The sequence below is a fragment of the Kitasatospora sp. NPDC087861 genome (assembly GCF_044742585.1).
GTDB lineage: Bacteria > Actinomycetota > Actinomycetes > Streptomycetales > Streptomycetaceae > Kitasatospora.
The window spans coordinates 168,859-186,219 of sequence record NZ_JBIUUS010000013.1 but is presented as its reverse complement, the minus strand read 5'-3'; the positions used below and the strand labels follow the sequence as shown (position 1 = coordinate 186,219).

16 protein-coding genes and 1 pseudogene are annotated in these 17,361 nt (G+C 74.0%); 6 read left to right on the top strand and 11 right to left on the bottom strand.

The features are described 5' to 3' along the window. Positions 1–214 precede the first annotated feature (214 nt). Together ACIOJE_RS20205 and ACIOJE_RS20200 are read left to right on the top strand one after the other, a co-directional pair. Positions 215–1,783, top strand: coding sequence for a DNA-3-methyladenine glycosylase 2 family protein (locus ACIOJE_RS20205; RefSeq protein WP_400777672.1), 1,569 nt, complete (start codon positions 215–217; stop codon positions 1,781–1,783). Continuing rightward, a complete protein-coding gene (locus ACIOJE_RS20200; RefSeq protein WP_280674280.1) occupies positions 1,780–2,289 on the top strand; it encodes a methylated-DNA--[protein]-cysteine S-methyltransferase in 510 nt (169 codons plus the stop codon). The genes ACIOJE_RS20205 and ACIOJE_RS20200 overlap by 4 nt, the downstream gene beginning before the upstream one ends. 13 nt (positions 2,290–2,302) lie before the next feature. Here the strand turns inward: ACIOJE_RS20200 and ACIOJE_RS20195 are convergent, their stop codons facing one another. Together ACIOJE_RS20195 and ACIOJE_RS20190 are read right to left on the bottom strand one after the other, a co-directional pair. Beyond that, the gene (locus ACIOJE_RS20195; protein ID WP_280674279.1) at positions 2,303–2,827 is read right to left on the bottom strand and encodes a GNAT family N-acetyltransferase; all 525 of its coding nucleotides are present in this window, start codon (positions 2,825–2,827) and stop codon (positions 2,303–2,305) included. 137 nt (positions 2,828–2,964) lie between these two features. Next, on the bottom strand, positions 2,965–3,471 hold the full coding sequence (locus tag ACIOJE_RS20190; protein ID WP_280674278.1) for a MarR family winged helix-turn-helix transcriptional regulator: 507 nt from the start codon (positions 3,469–3,471) through the stop codon (positions 2,965–2,967). Between the two features lie 133 nt (positions 3,472–3,604). Between ACIOJE_RS20190 and ACIOJE_RS20185 the strand changes: the two genes are divergently transcribed. Continuing rightward, positions 3,605–5,119, top strand: coding sequence for an MFS transporter (locus ACIOJE_RS20185; protein WP_400777669.1), 1,515 nt, complete (start codon positions 3,605–3,607; stop codon positions 5,117–5,119). A 73-nt stretch (positions 5,120–5,192) separates the two neighbouring features. On the opposite strand, the gene pth is transcribed toward ACIOJE_RS20185, so the two are convergent. The 4 genes from pth to ACIOJE_RS20165 all read right to left on the bottom strand — a co-directional run bounded on the left by pth (position 5,193) and on the right by ACIOJE_RS20165 (position 7,942). Then, positions 5,193–5,780: an aminoacyl-tRNA hydrolase gene (gene pth, locus ACIOJE_RS20180; RefSeq protein WP_400777667.1), complete on the bottom strand. Its 588-nt coding sequence runs from the start codon at positions 5,778–5,780 to the stop codon at positions 5,193–5,195. A 113-nt stretch (positions 5,781–5,893) separates the two neighbouring features. Continuing rightward, on the bottom strand, positions 5,894–6,526 hold the full coding sequence (locus ACIOJE_RS20175) for a DUF305 domain-containing protein (RefSeq protein WP_400777720.1): 633 nt from the start codon (positions 6,524–6,526) through the stop codon (positions 5,894–5,896). Between the two features lie 146 nt (positions 6,527–6,672). Then, entirely contained in the window at positions 6,673–7,338 is a 666-nt protein-coding gene (locus ACIOJE_RS20170) for a DUF3105 domain-containing protein (RefSeq protein WP_280674275.1), read from the bottom strand. Between the two features lie 103 nt (positions 7,339–7,441). Then, positions 7,442–7,942: a hypothetical protein gene (locus ACIOJE_RS20165; protein WP_400777664.1), complete on the bottom strand. Its 501-nt coding sequence runs from the start codon at positions 7,940–7,942 to the stop codon at positions 7,442–7,444. Between the two features lie 352 nt (positions 7,943–8,294). Between ACIOJE_RS20165 and ACIOJE_RS20160 the strand changes: the two genes are divergently transcribed. After that, positions 8,295–9,887 (top strand): hypothetical protein, encoded by a 1,593-nt coding sequence (locus ACIOJE_RS20160; RefSeq protein ID WP_400777662.1) that lies wholly within the window; start codon positions 8,295–8,297, stop codon positions 9,885–9,887. A gap of 6 nt (positions 9,888–9,893) precedes the next feature. Here the strand turns inward: ACIOJE_RS20160 and ACIOJE_RS20155 are convergent, their stop codons facing one another. Next, on the bottom strand, positions 9,894–10,334 hold the full coding sequence (locus tag ACIOJE_RS20155; protein ID WP_400777660.1) for a hypothetical protein: 441 nt from the start codon (positions 10,332–10,334) through the stop codon (positions 9,894–9,896). A gap of 146 nt (positions 10,335–10,480) precedes the next feature. Here ACIOJE_RS20155 and ACIOJE_RS20150 point away from each other — a divergent pair. After that, positions 10,481–11,763: pseudogene (locus ACIOJE_RS20150) on the top strand (sensor histidine kinase). Next, the gene (locus tag ACIOJE_RS20145; RefSeq protein ID WP_400777658.1) at positions 11,748–12,395 is read left to right on the top strand and encodes a response regulator; all 648 of its coding nucleotides are present in this window, start codon (positions 11,748–11,750) and stop codon (positions 12,393–12,395) included. Before ACIOJE_RS20150 ends, ACIOJE_RS20145 begins: the two are co-directional and overlap by 16 nt. Before the next feature lie 294 nt (positions 12,396–12,689). On the opposite strand, the gene ACIOJE_RS20140 is transcribed toward ACIOJE_RS20145, so the two are convergent. From ACIOJE_RS20140 to ACIOJE_RS20125, 4 genes are all read right to left on the bottom strand, one after another. Beyond that, entirely contained in the window at positions 12,690–13,289 is a 600-nt protein-coding gene (locus tag ACIOJE_RS20140; RefSeq protein WP_280674269.1) for a TetR/AcrR family transcriptional regulator, read from the bottom strand. Positions 13,290–13,365: 76 nt separating this feature from the next. Next, positions 13,366–14,412: an agmatine/peptidylarginine deiminase gene (locus ACIOJE_RS20135; protein ID WP_400777656.1), complete on the bottom strand. Its 1,047-nt coding sequence runs from the start codon at positions 14,410–14,412 to the stop codon at positions 13,366–13,368. A 42-nt stretch (positions 14,413–14,454) separates the two neighbouring features. Further along, positions 14,455–16,170 carry an urease subunit alpha gene (locus tag ACIOJE_RS20130; RefSeq protein ID WP_400777654.1) on the bottom strand — a complete coding sequence of 572 codons (1,716 nt, stop codon included), beginning with the start codon at positions 16,168–16,170 and terminating at the stop codon, positions 14,455–14,457. Further along, entirely contained in the window at positions 16,167–16,877 is a 711-nt protein-coding gene (locus tag ACIOJE_RS20125; protein ID WP_400777652.1) for an urease subunit gamma, read from the bottom strand. Before ACIOJE_RS20125 ends, ACIOJE_RS20130 begins: the two co-directional genes overlap by 4 nt. Positions 16,878–17,361 lie beyond the last annotated feature (484 nt).

Here is a 17,361-nt window from a genome sequence, read left to right as displayed (position 1 = left end):
CCGCCGGCCCGGCCGGTCGGTGCGGGCCGGGGCCGGCCCGGGCGGCACGGGCGGGCACGGGCGGGACGGTCCGGCCAGGTCGGACGGTCCGGGTACATGGGTGCCGGGCGCGCAGTGGGTGCCATGCGTGTGGTGGGTGGTGGGTGGGCGGCCTGGGCGTGGAGGTGGGTGGGCGGGGAGGGGGGAGGGGGGAGGGGGGAGGGCCCCAACGGTGATGTCTGATTCCCGCCAGTCACCCCTCACCCAGTGCCGCAGACTGGACAACGTGATCGACGACGACATCCGGTACCGAGCCGTGGACAGCCGCGACGCCCGCTTCGACGGCGTCTTCTTCACGGCCGTCACCTCGACCGGCATCTACTGCCGACCGAGCTGCCCCGCCGTGACCCCCAAGCGCGTGAACTGCGTCTTCTACCCCAGCGCCGCAGCCGCCCAGGGGGCGGGCTTCCGCGCCTGCCGCCGCTGCCGCCCCGACTCCGTGCCGGGCTCGCCGGAGTGGAATCACCGTGCCGACCTGGTCGGCCGCGCGATGCGGCTGATCGGCGACGGCGTGGTGGACCGCGAGGGCGTCGCGGGCCTGGCCGGCCGCCTCGGCTACAGCGCCCGCCAGCTCCAGCGCCAGCTCATCGCCGAGCTGGGCGCCGGCCCGATCGCCCTGGCCCGAGCCCGCCGCGCCCAGACCGCCCGCCTGCTGCTCCAGACCACCGAACTACCGGTCACCGACATCGCGTTCGCGGCCGGCTTCGCCTCGGTGCGGCAGTTCAACGACACCGTCCGCGAGGTCTACGACCGCACCCCCACCGGGCTGCGCGCCGAGGTCGCCGCCGGCCGCCGCAGCGCGACCCCGGCCGGCGGCCTCACCCTGCGACTGGCCTACCGCGGCGCGCTCGACAGTGACCACCTGATCGACTTCCTCGCCCTGCGCGCCGTCCCCGGCGTGGAGGAGGTCGTCCCCGGTGCCCGTCCCGGCGTCCGCACCTACCGGCGCACCCTCGCGCTCCCGTACGGGCACGGCATCGCCGAGGTCGACGGACTGGCGCCGGGCGAACCGCGCACCCGCGGCTGGCTCGACTGCCGCCTGCTGCTCGCCGACCTGCGCGATCTGCCGACCGCCGTCCAGCGCCTGCGCGGCCTGTTCGACCTGGACGCCGACCCGGACGCGGTCGACGAGCAGCTCGGCGCCGACCCGGTGCTCGGCCCGTTGGTCCGGGAGCGCCCCGGTCTTCGTTCGCCCGGCCACGTGGACCCGCACGAGCTGGCCGTCCGCGCCGTCCTCGGCCAGCAGATCACGGTCGGCGCCGCCCGTACCCTGGCCGGCCGGCTCGCCGAGAAGTACGGCACCGCGCTGCCCGAGCGGAACGGCGGCCTGCGGTTGCTGTTCCCGACCGCGGCGGTGCTGGCCACCGCGGACCCCGAGGACTTCGCGATGCCCGCCGCCCGCCGGCTCGCGCTCACCGGCCTCTGCGCCGCCCTGGCCGAAGGGGTGGTCCGGCTCGACGGCGGCGTGGACCGGGAGGAGGCCGCGGCCGGACTGCTGGCCCTGCCCGGCATCGGCCCCTGGACCGTCGGCTACCTGAGGATGCGGGCCCTCGCCGACCCCGACGTCTTCCTCCCGAGCGACGTGGGCGTCAAGCACGGCCTCACCCGGCTCGGCGCCCCCGGCGACCCGAAGAACGCCGCCCGCGCGGCCGAGGCGTGGGCCCCTTGGCGCTCCTACGCCGTCCACCGACTGTGGGCCGGGCCCGCGAGCACCAGCACTGGAACGGAGAACGCACAGCAATGAACACCACCGTCTACACCACCATGGAGAGCCCGTTCGGTCGGCTGCTGCTGAGCGGCGTCCGACCCGAGGACGGCGGTGCGGCCGCGCTGGCCACCGTCACCGCGTCCGGTCAGAAGTACGCGCTCGCCGAGCCCGCCGACGACTGGGTCCTCGACCCGGAGGCGCTCGCCGAGCCGGTCGCCCAGCTGACCGGCTACTTCGCGGGCGAGCGCACCACCTTCGACCTCCCGCTCGCCCCGGTGGGCACCGAGTTCCGCCGCCGGATCTGGGCCGCCCTGGACGAGATCCCGTACGGCGAGACCGTCACCTACGGTCAACTCGCCGATCTGGCCGGGGAGTCGCCGCGCGCGGTGCGAGCGGTCGGCGGCGCGGTGGGCGCCAACCCGCTGCTCATCGTCCGCCCCTGCCACCGCGTCATGGGCGCCAACGGCTCGCTGACGGGCTTCGCGGCGGGCGTGGACCGCAAGCGCCGGCTGCTGGAGCTGGAGAGCGGCACGCTGTTCTAGCGCATGCCTGGTTCTAGCGCATGCTTGCCGGGGCCCGCAGGTCTACCCGCCAGTTGCGGCTGCGCATGAACCGCCCGGGCGGGAACTCGAAGTCCGTCTCGCCGACGAGGCTGAACCCGGCCTTCGCGCAGACCGCGTTGGAGGCCGGGTGGTCCACCGAGGGGAAGGCGTGCAGGTACCGGTGGGCGGCCTCGCGGCGGGCGGCCGCGACGGCGGCGCGGGTGGCGGCGCCGGCGATGCCGCGGCCCTGGTGGCCGGGCAGGACGTTCCACCCCATCTCGTGGACGGTCTCGCCCTCCCAGGTACGGGTGCCGTAGCCGACGGTGCCGACGGCCTCGCCCTCGGGGAGCAGCACGATCCGGTACATGCAGCCCAGGCCGGACGGGACGAAGTCCAGGTAGCGCCGGTGCCGGACGAGCAGCTGCTCCGGGCTCTCCGGGCCGCCGACGTGCTTCTTCATCTCCGGGGTGTTGACCCGGCGCAGCAGCGCGAGGTCGGCGTCCGTCCAGGGCTCGATCAGTACCTGTGCTGTGGTCATGCCGGGGACGGTAGTGGTCCGTACGGGCCGGTGACCAGCGGTTTTGGTGACCAGCGGTTTTGGCGACCAGCGCTTGAGGTGACCAGCGTTTGAGGCGACCAGCGCTTGAGGCGGTGCCGCCGGGCGCCCGGGGGTTCTCAGCCCTGTTCGGGGCCCTGGCCCGGTTCGGCCAGGGCACGGGCGAGTTGTTCGAGGGCGGGCAGGGCGTGGACGACGGCGTCGCGGTCGGCGGGGGCGAGGGTGCCGAGGGCGGTGGCGATGCGGCGCTCGTGGGCGCGCTGCCAGTCGTCGAGCTGGCGCCGGCCGGCCGGGGTGAGGGCGATGCGGGCGGTGCGGCGGTCGCCGGGGTCGGCCTGGCGGTCGACGAACCCGGCTTCGAGGAGTTTGCCGACCAGCCCGCTGACGGTGTTCGGGGCGAGCCGCTGCCGGGCGGCGAGTTCGCCGACCCGCAGGGGCGCGGCGGCGAGCGTCTGGAGGAGTTCGACCTGCGCCATGGGCAGGGACTCCCACGGGTAGTCGGTGCGGATGCTGCTGCGCAGGGCACGGCGCAGCCGGGTGACGGTGTCGGTGAGCCGCCGGGCGTGTTCGACCGCTGCTCCGGGGGTTTCGGTGGCAGGGTCGGGAACGTGTGGTGACGACGGCATGGCGGACAGCGTATCGCCTGGTACGGGCCGGTCCGGCGGCGCTGTCCGCCCCTTGGTCGCCCTCGTCCGGGACTCCCGTCGGAGGGCGAGCAGCTCGTAGAAAGAACATGTCTGCATCAGATATATTTGCGGTATGAACGCCACCGCCCTTGCCGCGAGGCTGCTCACCGAGCGGCCCCGGCCGCGCGGCGTAGCCGGCTGGCGCCACGCCCACTGGCTGGCCGTCGGCACCGTCTGCCTCGGCGCCTTCCTCGGACAGCTCACCGCCAGCGTCACCGCCCTCGTCTTCCCGGCCCTCGGCAGGCACTTCGACGCAGGCTTCGCGGCCGTCGAATGGGTCGCCCTCGCCTACCTCCTGGTGCTGGTCGCCCTGCTCGCCCCGGTCGGCTGGCTCTCCGACCTGGTCGGCCGCAAGACCATGTACCTCGGTGGCTTCGCCGTCTTCGCCCTGGCCTCGCTCGGCGCCGGATGCGCCGGCAGCCTGGGCGTCCTGGTCGGCTTCCGCGCCGTTCAGGCGGTCGGGGGCGCGATGATGCAGGCCAACAGCGTCGCCCTGGTGGCGCGCGGCGTCCCGGAGCACGCCATGCGGCGCGCGCTCGGCATCCAGGCGGCCGCGCAGGGGCTCGGCCTGGCGCTCGGCCCCAGCCTCGGCGGGCTGCTGGTGGAGCACGCCTCCTGGCGGTGGGTGTTCTGGATCAACGTGCCGATCGGGGTGCTCGGCATCCTGGCCGGCTGGTTCCTGCTGCCCCGCACCAGGGTCGGGAGCCCGCTCGGGACGCGTGTCGGGAGCGCCCTCGCAGTTTCCGCCGACAGCGTGCCCGCCGACAGCGTGCCTGCCGGGAGCCCGCTCGCGCGAGCCGCCGCGAGCTCCCCGGCGGACGGCGCGGACGGCCGCTTCGACCTGCCCGGCCTCCTGCTGCTCGCCGGCTCCACCACCGCGCTGCTGCTCGCCCTGTCCACCGCATCCGGACTGCCGTTGCCCGGCTGGGCCGTCGCCGCCCTGCTGCTCGCCGCCGCCGTCCTCGCGCTCGGGCTGGTCCGGCAGGAGCGGCGGGCCGCCCGGCCGATCCTCGCGCCCGGCCTGGTCAACACCCCCGGGGTGCGATCCGGCCTGGTGGTCTCGCTGATCGGCTACCTGCTGCTGTTCTGCCCGCTCGTGCTCGGCCCGGTGCTGCTCACCGATGCGGGTGTGCCGATGGCTCGGGCGGGCCTGCTGATCACCCTGCTGCCCGCCGCGTTCGCGCTCGCCGCGACCGTCGGCGGCGCGCTGCTGCCGCGCGGCTGGTCGGACGTCGCCCGCTGCCGCGCCGGCGCGGTGCTCGCGGGCGCCGGGCTGCTGCTGTTCGCCCTGGTGCCGGTCTCCGGACCGGCCGTGGCGGCCCCGCTGCTGCTCGCCGGCTACGGGCTGGGCCTGCTGCTGCCCGCCAACAACGCGCTGGTGATGCGGGCGATCCCGGCCCAGTGTTCGGCGGTCGGCGGTGGCATGGTGAACATGGCCCGCAGCCTCGGGACGGCGCTCGGCACCGCGTTGCCTGTCCTCGGCGTCCACCTGGCGGGCGCGGCTTCCGGCGGCCGGACGGTGCTGCTCGCCCTCGCGGCGGTCGCGGTGGCGGCCGTCGCCCTGACCCGGCCGGTCCGCCAGGCCTGAGCCGTCCGCCAGGCCTGAGCCGTCCGCCTTGCCTGAGTCTCCGTGAGGCCGGAGGTTTCCGTGAGGCCCGGCCCTATGCCTCCGTACGGACGTTCAGGGCGTCCTGGGCCCGGTTGAGGCCGCGCCGTACCAGGGTCTCCAGCGCGTCCGCGCACCGGTCCAACACTCCGGACAGGCCGGCCTGTTCGGCGTCCGAGAACTTCTTCAACACGAAGTCGCCGATGCTCTGCCCCTTCGGCGGGCGCCCGATGCCGAAGCGCAGCCGTACGAAGTCGCGGGTGCCGAGCACCTCGCCCACCGAACGCACGCCGTTGTGGCCGCCGGGGCCGCCGCCGCGCTTGAGCTTTCCGGTGCCGAACGCGAAGTCGAGGTCGTCCTGCACGACCACCAGGTGCTCGACCGGGACGCCGTGGCGCCGCATCAGGCCGGCCACCGGGCGGCCGGACAGGTTGATGAACCACTGCGGCTTGGCCAGCACCACCCGGTGGCCGTCCACCTCGATCGCCGCCACCAGGGCGCCGATCCCGCGCCGCCGGAACCGCGCGCCGTACCGTTCGGCGAGTCGGTCCACGGTCAGGAAGCCCGCATTGTGCCGGGTCAGCCGGAACCACGGGCCAGGGTTGCCCAGTCCGACGATCAGCCAGGGTGCGTCGGGGGTCATCCGGATCTCCAGGGGTACTCAGCGGACGTCGGACGGCCGGGGCGCGGTACGGACGGTACGGGACCGTCGACCGCGCTCCGGCCGTCCGGGGAACAGCGGGGAGAGGGGGCGGATCAGGAGGCGGGCACGCCGGGGGCGGCGCCGCGCTCCTGGAGCATGTCGGTCATCAGCTGCATCTCCGAGGTCTGGGCGACCACCATCGACTGGGCGAGCCGCTTCTCGGCGTCGTTCCTCGCCAGGTCCACATAGCCCTGGGCCATCTCGACGCCGCCCTTGTGGTGCTCGATCATCAGCTGCAGGTAGTACACCTCGGCGTCCCGGCCGCTGAGTGAACGCAGCTTCGCCAGCTGGGTGTTGGTGGCCATGCCGGGCATCAGCGAACCGTCGTGGGCCTGGTAGTCGTGGCCCATCCTCATCCACGCCATCGGCTTGGCGGCCGAGTGCTGCGACAGCCCCCACTGGTCGATCCAGCCCATCATCATCCCGCGCTGGTTGGCCTGGGTGTTGATGATGTCGAAGGCCAGGGTGCGCGTCGCGTCGTCGCTGGTGCGGTCCCGGACGATGAACGACAGGTCCACCGCCTGCTGGTGGTGGGTCGCCATGTCCCGGGCGAACCCGGCCTCGGGCGAGTCGTCCGCCGGGACGGCCACCGAGGCCGACCCGGACGCCGACGTCCCGCTCGCCACCAGGGCGGGCACCCCGAGCGCCAGCGCGAGCGCGGCGGCCAGCGCGGCCGGCCACCACAGCCGACGGCGGGCCGGGCGGGACACCTCGGCCTCGCCGGCGGACTCCTCGGAGGCGAACCTCTCGGCGGCGAACTCCTCGGCGGCGTTCGCGGCGGCGTCCGCGGAGGTGCTCTCGGAGCCGCCCTCGGGGAGGCCCGAGCCGGCGGTCACATCTGCCCCATGGTGCAGGAGGCGCCCGGCTCCTGGGTCTGCTTGCCCTGGACGTACTTGGTGAAGAACTGGTTCACCCGGGGGTCGCTGGCGCTGTCCACGATCAGCTGGGTGCTCCAGGCGTTCAGGGTGATGGTGCCCTTCTCGTCCGGGTACGGGCTCATCAGCGAGTACGGGGTGGTCTTGACCTTGTCGGACAGGGTCTTGATGTCGTCCGGCGTCGCCTTGCCGTTGTACGTCACCCAGACCGCGCCGTGCTCCAGCGAGTGGACGGCGCGCTCGTTCTCGACCGGCTGGTCGTAGACGTGGCCCATGCAGTCCAGCCAGATGGCGTTGTGGTCGCCGCCGACCGGCGGGGTCATCGGGTAGCTGACCTTGTCCTTGACGTGGTTGCGGCTCAGGTCGCCGAAGGTCTGCACGCCCGGGATGTCCGCGTTGGCGGCGACCTGCTTGTCCTTCTTGCTCTGGTTGGCGTCCATGACGATCCAGGTGCCGGCGGCGATCGCGCCGATCACCAGCACACCGGCCGTCACCGAGGCGATGATCTTGTTGCGGCGGTCACGGCGCTGCTCGACGGCGCGCAGCTCGGCTATCCGGGCGCGGCGGTCGTTCGGGCCGGGCTTGCCGGACTGCTTGCTGGACTGCTTCGAGGCGGAACCCATGGTGGTTGTCCTTGTCCCCGCCGCGCACTGCTGGTGGCGCGGCGGTCAGCTGAAGAGGGGGGAGGGGCGGATCCGCCGGCGGATGCCGGGCGGTGGGTTCCGCTCAGGACCGGTGTACTTGCAGCTCGTGCAGATCGGGCGCCGGATGCGGAGCGTCGAGCAGCCCGGCGGGCACCACCCTGGGCAGCGTCTCGACCGCCGGCGTGAGTGGTGACGCGGCTGACTGGGGATGCGGCGGCGGGTTCGGCAGCTGGGCGTCCTGGGGGCAGTACGGGTGGCTGGAACAGCCGTTGTCACGGCGCGGCGGCTCGCCGTCGGCCGTGCACCACGTCCAGTGCCGCTGCTCCTCGGCACGCTGGCGCTGGTCGGACGCCGTGGTGGCGGGGCCGGTGTGCGGGGCGTGGCCGGAGACCGCCGTGGCGGTGACGGTGGCGGCGATGGTGGTCGGTGCCGGTTGGGCGTGCGCGCCGACCGCCTTCGCCTGGCCCGCGCACGGCAGCGCCGTGAGCAGCGCGACCAGCAACAGGACCCACAGCGCAGCCGCCGGGCGGCCCGCCGGCGCGGCCCTCCCCGGTCGGGGTGAGCTGGGGGCCGACGCGGTCATGCGCACATTTAATCAGCCGAACGAGTGAAGCGATGCCCCTCCTCCACCCCCATTTTCGGCCGCTCCCGGGGCCGAACGCCCAGGAAACGCCCTGCTCCGGGCACATCCGGCAAGCATGGACGGAACGGGACCGAACGTGGCGGTGAACGTGGTGCCGAAAGCGGCGGTGAACGCGGTGGTGAACGTGTCCTGGGCGCGCGGTGGGTGTGGAGGCGGATGCGGTGGCCGGGAACATCCCGCTGCTGACCGGTTGTCGCCGAAACCCGGACAGCGTCGTTGCACTTGGAGACAATGACGTCGAGTCCGGCCCCGCCGGGGGCGGCGCGACCACGGACCGACCAGGAGCCGCCAGATGAGCAAGCAGGGTGCACCCGCACAGCCGCACCGGTCGGACGATGGCTGGTGGGACACGGTCTACGACGGCCCGGCGGGCACCCTCCCCGACACTCCGCACGCCGACCCCGGCGACGGCAGCGTGGACGACTGGTTCGACACGGCGGTCGGCCTCATCGGGCAGCAGCGTACGGCCGAGCCGGTACTGGAGCCGGAGCCCGAGCCTGAGTTGGTGTCGGAGCCCGAGCCGGAGCCGGTCCCGGAGCCTGCGGCGGACGAGGTACTCGAACGGGACAGCATCGACGACTGGTTCGACACTGCGATCGGCGTCATCGGAGACCAGTGGACAGACACCACGGAGACCCACAAGTTCCCCGCCCCGTCCTTCGCCCCCGATGCCCCGAAGCCCGAACCCGCCCCGGCCCCGGCCCCGGCCCCGGTCTCCCTGGACAAGCCCGTCCCCGAACCGGCTCCTGAACCGGCTCCTGAGCCCGAGCCGGAACCAGCCCCCGTAGCACCGGCCGCCGCCGAGGAGCCCGAAGCGGCACCGGTACCGGTACCAGTACCGGAACCCGAGGCCGAGGCCGAGGCCGAACCGGAACCCGCCCCGGCCCCCGCACCCGAGCCGGCACCGGACACTCCTGTCACCGCCACCGCCACCGTCCCCGACCCGCGCCCGGCCGTCCGCTCGCCGCTCGCCGACAGCGGGCCCGCCGTGCCGCACATCGGCGAACGGCCGCCGACCTACGGGCCGGAGCCGACCGCCGTACCGGAATCGGACCCGGGCGCGCTCGAGGCGCTCGTACCGGACACCGTCCTGGAGGGCGCGCAGTACGGGCCGTCCGTTCTGCGCGCCGTCTCCGTCCGTGGCGACTCCGCCCGCTACCGGGGCGAGTCGCGCCGGGACACACTGCTGATCACCAGGTTCGGGGACGGTCCGGACGGGCTGCTGCTCGCCGTGCTCGCCGGCATCGACCGGACCGGCACCGCCGCAGACGAGGCGGTCGCCCCGGCAGCCGTCGCGACCAGCACCGGGGAGGCCTGCCGCCAACTGGCCGCCGCGATCGGCCGCAGCCGGGACGGCCTGGCCGCCGACCTGCGCGACGGCGCCCGGGACCGGCTCCGCTACGGCCTCCAGCGGCTCGCCACCGGTGCCGTCGCGCCGCTGCGCGCGCTGGCACCCAGGGGGGAGGGGGACGACGCGCCGTCCCCGGCCTCGCTGCACTGCCTGTTGCTGTCACTCGACCCGGCGGCCGGCCACCGGGCGGCCTTCGGCGTCGGACCGGGCGGGCTCTACCTGCTGCGCTCCGGCCACTGGATCGACGCGTACGCGGCTCGCCTGCTGCACCACCCGGACGGCCCGCAGCAGCCGTCGGAGGAACCGAGGCCGTTCCGCTTCCGGCTCGTCCCCGCCACCCCCGGCGACGTCCTGCTGCTCTGCACCCCCGGCCTGGCCCGCCCGATCGCCGACGAGCCGGCCGTCGCCCACTTCCTCTCCACCCACTGGGCCCACCCGCACCCACCCGGCACCGTCGACTTCCTCCGCCAGGTCCAGGTCCGCGCCAAGGGCTACGCCGACGACCGCACGGCCGCCGCCATCTGGACCGAGTGACGCCGGTCAGCGCGCCTTGGGGAAGGCGGCGCGCAGCGCGGAGCCGCGGACGGCGAACGCGGCCCGGACGACGGGCAGCATGCAGACGACCTGCATCGCGGCGTACCAGCGCGGGCAGACGCCCGGGATCAGGTCGACGCCGACGATGGCGATCGGCATGATCAGGGTGAGGGCGCTCAGGCGCTCGAAGGCCCGGCGGGATCCCCGGGCGGCGGAGCCGGCCAGCCGGTGGACCAGCACGGCGACCACCGGCAGCAGCACCGCCCGGACCCACATGAACGTGTTCACCAGGTGGCCGTCGACCGCCACCGCGACGACCGCCAGGAGGGCGGCGCCGCCGAGCGCGCCGTAGACCGTGATGCTGTTCCTCACCGTGCCGAAGGCCTGCCGGGTACGGGAGTCGTGGAGGAGCGCCGCCTCTGGCGCGCTGTACGTGTTGGTGTCCATGTCCACCGACGCTACGAAGCGCCTCGCCGGGGCGGTATCGGTCTGGACCCACGGGTGGGTGGGGCTAGCCCCACTCCCCGGCCGATCAGGGCGGCGGCGGGCTCCGCGCGGTGCAGAGTGGGAGCACCGTACGGAAGGGGAGGGTCATGAGACAGCAGGGTTCGTGGGTGGCGCGCGCCGGAGTGGGGTTCGTGCGGGCGTGCGTCGTGGCGGCCGTCTGCATGCTGCTCCCGGCCGTGTGGGCCGCCGCCGTGGCGCTGGGGATCTGGTGGGGGGCGGGCAACCCGTGGTCGTGGACGGCGCCGTTCGTGCTGGTGTGCGTGGGCACGCTAGCCCTGCCCCGCCCGGTCTGCCGGATCGTCCGCCTCCTCGTCGCGCGGTGGACCGCCACCGTGATCCCCGCCGGATACCGGCAGGCCGGGCCGGTGACGCGGATGTCCACCGGGTTCTGGTGGAACGGCTTCTCCTACGAGCGCACCCGCCGGGACGCGCTCATGGACCAGCGGTGGCGGGTCCGGTGGCGGGACCCGGCCAACTGGCGTGACCTGCGGTTCGCGGGGATCGCGCCGCTCACCGCGGGCCTGGTCGCGTGCCTCCCGCCGGCCGGGTGGCTGCGGCGGTCCTCGGGCTCGGCCGGCCGGAGCCCGTCGCGCGCCTCGCCGGGGTGCTCGGCGCGGTCGTGGCCGTCGCCTCCGCCCCGTACGCCTGGCGGCCCGTCGTGCCGGTGGCCGTCCGCTTCCTGCGCCCCTCGCCGGCGATGGCGCTGGCGGACCGGGTCCAGGAGCTGACCGCCCAGCGCGCGGATGCGACGATCGCGCAGGCCGCCGAGATCCGCCGGATCGAGCGGGACCTGCACGACGGGGCGCAGGCCCGCCTGGTCGCGCTCGGGCTCTCCCTGGCGACCGCCGGGAAGTTGATGGAGACCGACCCCGACCAGGCCAGGGCCCTGATGCGGGACGCGCAGGCCGGAGCCACCGCCTCACTGGCCGAACTCCGCGACCTGATCCGGGGGATCAGCCCGCCGGTGCTGAACGAACGGGGGCTCGTCGAGGCCGTCCGTGCCCTCGCCCTGGACGTCCCCCTCAACGTGGCCGTCAGCGCGGCGGCCCCGCTGTGGCTGGACCCGCCGATCGAATCCGCCGTCTACTTCGGCGTCGCCGAACTGCTGACCAACGCGGTCAGGCACGCCCGGGCCTCCCGGGCGCGCATCTCTCTCACGCGGGACGACACCGGCCTCGTCGCCGCGGGCGCCGCCGCGGTGGTCGTCGAGGTCGAGGACGACGGGCGGGGCGGGGCCGACGCCCGGGCCGGCGGCGGGCTCGCGGGCCTGCGCCGCCGCCTCGCGGTCTTCGACGGCACCCTGGAGATCACCAGTCCGCCGGGTGGTCCGACCCGTGTCAGGATGACGGTGCCATGCGAATCGTTGTAGCCGAAGACCTGTACCTCCTGCGTGACGGGATGGTCCGCCTGATCGAGGCGTGCGGGCACCAAGTGGTGGCGACGGCCGCCACCGGGCCCGAGACGCTCGGCGCGCTGCGGAGGTGGCGCCCGGACGTGTCCGTCATCGACGTCCGCATGCCGCCGACCCAGCCGGACGAGGGACTGCGGGTGGCCCTCGCTGCCCGCAGCGAGATGCCCGGACTGCCGGTCCTCATCCTCTCCCAGCACGTAGAGCAGCTGTACGCCCGGGAGCTCCTGGCCGACGGCTCCGGCGGCGTCGGCTACCTCCTCAAGGAGAGCGTGTTCGACGCCGACCAGTTCATCGGCGCCCTGGAGCGCGTCGCGGACGGCGGGACCGCCATGGACCCGGCCGTCATCGCGAGACTGCTGTCCAACAGCGCCCCGAACCGGGGGCTCGAACGGCTCACCGAGCGCGAGTACACCGTGCTGGGCCTGATGGCCGAAGGGCTGTCCAACCAGGCCATCGGCCGCCGCCTCTTCCTCAGCGACAGTGCCATCGGCAAGTACACCACCTCCATGTTCGGCAAGCTCGGCATCACCGACGACGACGACACCAACCGCCGCGTCCGCGCCGTCCTCACCTACCTGAACAAGACTTAGCCCGATCCGGGCGCCTCCCGGTGCGGGCAAAATATGTAGACCGACCGACATATTTCCCAGCAGGTGGCCGCAGGGCCGCGCGGCCGGCTGCGCGAGAAGTCGGCGGGTCCGACTTCTCGCGCGCGGGTCCTCCCTGCGGGTGTCGACTATGTAGACCGACCGACATATCTTTCCCGGCTGGGGCCGGGGCCGGGGCAGCAGGAATGGCCGCAGGAGTGGGCGCGGTGACGGCCTGCGCAACGCCAGGAGAAATCTGTAGACCGGTCGGTATATTCGCGCCCCGGCGGGTCGGGGTCAGGCGCGGAGGAGGATGGTGGTGACGGCGGTGGCCTGGGTGAGGGCGGCGGGGCGGTGGGACTCCGGGAGGCCGATGGCGATGGGGACGGCCAGGCCGTCGAGGAGGGCGCGGATCTGGGCGGCGCGGTCGGCGGCGGGCCCGGGGGTGAAGTGGCCGGTGGCGGTGCCCTCCTCGATGAGGGTGACCAGGTCGGCCTGCCAGGGTGCCTCGATCTCCTGCTGTCCCCGGCGGATCTCGGCGCTGGTGGGCGAGCGCCCCCACACCTCGACCCAGAGGATCCAGCGCGGATCGCCCGCCCCCTCGGGCAGGTAGAGGCGCAGGTAGGCGTCGAGCCGCTGCCAGGGGTCGCGGGAGCGGTCGGCGAGGGCGTCGCGGCGGCGGGCGCCGAGCTGGTCCTCGCTCCAGCGGAGGGTCTCCAGCAGCAGCTGGTCCTTGCTGCCGAAGTAGTAGAGCAGGTGTCCGGCGCTCATCTGGAGCTGCTTGCCGAGCCCGGCCATGGTGAGTCTGGCGAGCCCGTGTTCGGCGATCGCGGCCCGGGCGGTGGCGAAGACCTCCTCGCGGGGGCGCGCCGGTCGGCGCGGGCGGGCGTCCGCCATGTGTGTCGCTCTCCCTCGGTGGAACGGGTCCGTACGCCACCGGAGCGGGGGGCGCCCCCGCTCCGGTGGTCGGGGATCAGACGGCCTGCGGCTGCTGCTGGGTGATGCAGTGGATCCCGCCGCCGTTGGCGAAGATCTCGCGGGCGTCGACGAGTTCGACGGTGCGCCCCGGGTAGGCCCGGCCGAGGATGGCGGCGGCCTCCTGGTCGCGCGGGTCGTCGAAGGCACACAGGACCACCGCGCCGTTGGCCACGTAGTGGTTGATGTAGGAGTAGTCGACCGGTTCGCCGTCCTCGTCCAGCAGGACGGTGGGGGCGGGCAGTTCGATGACCTCCAGCGGCCGCCCCTGGGCGTCGGTGGCGGCGCGCAGGATGGCGACGAGCTCCTGGCAGACCGCGTGGTCCGGGTGGGAGGGGTCCGGCTGGACGTGGGCGACGACGACACCGGGGCGCACGAAGGAGGCGACGATGTCGATGTGCCCGCGGGTGCCGAACTCGTCGTAGTCGCGGGTGAGTCCGCGCGGCAGCCAGATCGCCTTGGTGGTGCCGAGGAAGGCGTGCAGCTCGGCCTCGACCTCCTCCTTGGTCCAGTCGGCGTTGCGGCCCTCGCCGAGCTGGACGGTCTCGGTGACCAGCACCGTGCCCTCGCCGTCGACGTGGATGCCGCCGCCCTCGTTGATCAGCCGGGAGGCGAAGCGCTGAACCTTCGTCAGTTCGCTGATGTGCTCGGCGATGTGCTGGTCCTTGCCCCAGCGAGCCCAGGACTGGGCGCCCCAGCCGTTGAAGATCCAGTCGGCGGCGGCCAGCGAGCCCTTGCCGTCGATCAGGAAGGACGGGCCGATGTCGCGCATCCAGGCGTCGTCGAGCGGGCGCTCGACGATCTCGACCTGCTCGGAGACGTACGTGCGGGCCTCCGCCGTCTCGCCGGTGTTGACGATCAGCGTGACCGGCTCGTACCGGACGATGGTGTTGGCGACGGCAGCCCAGGCCTCGCGGCCCGCGTGCAGGTTCTCGGGGCTGTCGAAGGTGGGGTTGGCGGTCGGGAAGGCCATCCAGGTGCGGTCGTGCGGGTGCCACTCGGCGGGCATCCGGTAGCCGAGGGAGGCAGGCGTGGGTGTGGTCATCTGGCGGTCCTTGGAGGGAAGGCGGGGGAAGGTGGGGGAGGGTCAGAGGAAGTAGAGGCGGCTGAGCGAGACGCTGTCCGCGGGTTCGGAGCGCAGCGGCGAGCCGTCCAGCGAGACCAGCCCGGTCTCGGTGACGTCGACCTGGCCGACCCGGGCGTTGCGGACCATGTCGCGCGGGCCGATGCCGCGGGTGCCCCGGACGCCGACGCGGCGGCGGCGGGTGGGCAGGCCGTCGGCGGGGCGGTCGAGGTAGGCGCCGTCGGCGGCCGCCTGGGCGACGAAGGCGACGGAGATGTCGGCGGCGGTGGCGCCGTGGGCGCCGAACTGGGGGCCGAGGACGAGGGGTTCGCAGCGGTCGGTGGAGGCGTTGGGGTCGCCGACCACGCCGTAGGCGGGGAAGCCGGCCTTGAGGACGAGCTGGGGTTTGGCGCCGAAGTGGTCGGGGCGCCACAGGACGATGTCGGCGAGTTTGCCGGTCTCGATCGAGCCGACCTCGTGGGCGAGGCCGTGGGCGATGGCGGGGTTGATGGTGAGTTTGGCGATGTAGCGCAGGACGCGCTCGTTGTCGTCGCCGCTCTCGGTGGTGCCGTATCCACCGTCCAGGGGGCCGAGTTCGGCCTTCATCTTGCCGGCCATGGCGAAGGTGCGGCGTACGGTCTCGCCGGCGCGGCCCATGCCCTGGGCGTCGGAGGAGGTGATGCCGATGACGCCGAGGTCGTGCAGGACGTCCTCGGCGCCCATGGTCCCGGCGCGGATGCGGTCGCGGGCCATGGCGGCGTCGCCGGGCAGGTCGGTCTTGAGGTCGTGGGCGGAGACGATCATGCCGAAGTGCTCGCCCAGGGCGTCCCGGCCGAAGGGCAGGGTGGGGTTGGTGGAGGAGCCGATGACGTTCGGCACGCCGGCCATCTTGAGGACGTTGGGGACGTGTCCGCCGCCGCAGCCCTCGATGTGGAAGGCGTGGATCGTACGGCCCTCCAGCACCTTCAGCGTGTCCTCGACGGAGAGGCACTCGTTCAGGCCGTCGGTGTGCAGGGCGACCTGGACGTCGTACTCCTCGGCGACGCGCAGCGCGGTGTCCAGGGCGCGGGTGTGGGCGCCCATGTCCTCGTGGACCTTGAAACCGGAGGCGCCGCCCTCGACCAGGGCCTCGACGAGCGGTGCCGCGTCGGAGGAGGAACCGCGGCCCAGGAAACCGATGTTGACGGGCCAGGCGTCGAAGGCGTTGAAGGCGTGCCGCAGGGCCCAGGGGGAGTTGACGCCGACGCCCCAGACGGGGCCGAACTCCTGGCCGATGATGGTGGTGACGCCGGAGGCCAGCGAGGCCTCCATGATCCGCGGCGACAGCAGGTGGACGTGGGTGTCGACGGCGCCGGCGGTGGCGATCAGGCTCTCGCCGGAGACGATGGTGGTGCCGGTGCCGACCACGACGTCCACACCCGCCAGGGTGTCGGGGTTGCCGGCGCGTCCGATGGCGGCGATGCGGCCGTCGATCAGGCCGATCGAGGTCTTGCGGATGCCCTGCACGGCGTCGATGACCAGCACGTTGCTGATGACGACGTCGCAGGTGTCGCGGACGGCGGCGGCCTTGAGGTGCAGGCCGTCACGGGCGGTCTTGCCGAAGCCGGCCAGGAACTCCTCGCCGGGCTCCTGGGAGTCGGACTCGACCCGGACGATCAGTCCGCTGTCGCCGAGCCGGATCCGGTCACCGGCACGGGGGCCGTGCACCGAGATGTAGTCGTGGGGGGAAAAGGACGTCACGACGGCACCTCCGCGTCGTCGAAGGTGGTCAGGTAGCCGGTCGCGCGGGCCTTGGCCAGGGCGGCCTGCTTCGCGCCGGGTGCGTCCAGCGGGCCGTCGACGAGGCCGGCGAAGCCGATCGCGACGCGCTTGCCGCCGATCGGCACCAGGCCGACCTGGACGGTGGCGCCCGGGTCGAAGCGCACCGAGGAGCCGGCCGGGACGGCCAGGTGGGTGCCGTAGGCGGCGGCGCGGTCGAAGGCGAGGCGCGGGTTGGCCTCGAAGAAGTGGAAGTGCGAGGTGACCGAGATCGGCACCTCGGAGGTGTTGTGGACGGGGAGCAGCACCGTCTCCTCGACCGGGTCGTAGCCGGCGCCGTCGCCGATCAGCGCGCCGCCGGGGGCTTCGTCGCCGAGCGAGCCGGCGCCCTTGAAGGGGTCGTTGACGACGGCCAGGCGGGTGCCGTCGTCGAAGACCGCCTCGACCTGGACGACGGTGACGACGTCCGGTACGCCGGGCAGTACGTCGTCGGCGGTCAGCACGCTGCGGCCGGCCTCGATGGCCTCGGCCAGTCGCCTGCCGTCGCGGGCGGCCTCGCAGACGGTGTCCGCGATCAGGGCGGTCGCCTCGGGGATGTTGAGGCGTACGCCCCGGGCGCGGCGGGCGCGGGCCAGCTCGGCTGCTGTGAAGATCAGCAGCCGGTCCCGCTCAGTGGGGGTCAGTCGCACGGTTCCTCGCTCGCGGTCGCCGGGGCAGGGGGGTCGGCTTCGGAACGATGTTAGAACGTCGTTCAAACATCTCGAGCCATTGAACCCGGACCGGGCCGCCGTGTCCAGCGTTGCCCGTCCGGTGGGGTTCGGCTCGCCGGGCGGGCGCCGGGGTGAGACCGGCCGCGTGCCGGGGTGAGACCGACCGTGTGCCGGGTTGGGGCTGGCCACGCGGAGGGGGCGAGACCGGCCGCGCGGCGGGGGAGGCCACCCGCGCGGAGGGGCGGGAGCGGGCGCCGCGCCCCGGCTGGGGCCCGGCGCGCGGCGGGGCGCGGCGGGGCGCGGCGGGGAGTGGGAGGACGGCGGGTACCGGCGCCCGGGCGCCGGGTGTGCGCGGGATCGGGCGGGGGCGGGCGCGCAAACAGGCTCTGCGCTTCGCAAACCTGTCCGGCGCGGGCAGTTGGATCACGTGAACCTCCCCGTGCCCCTTTCACCCCACGTGATC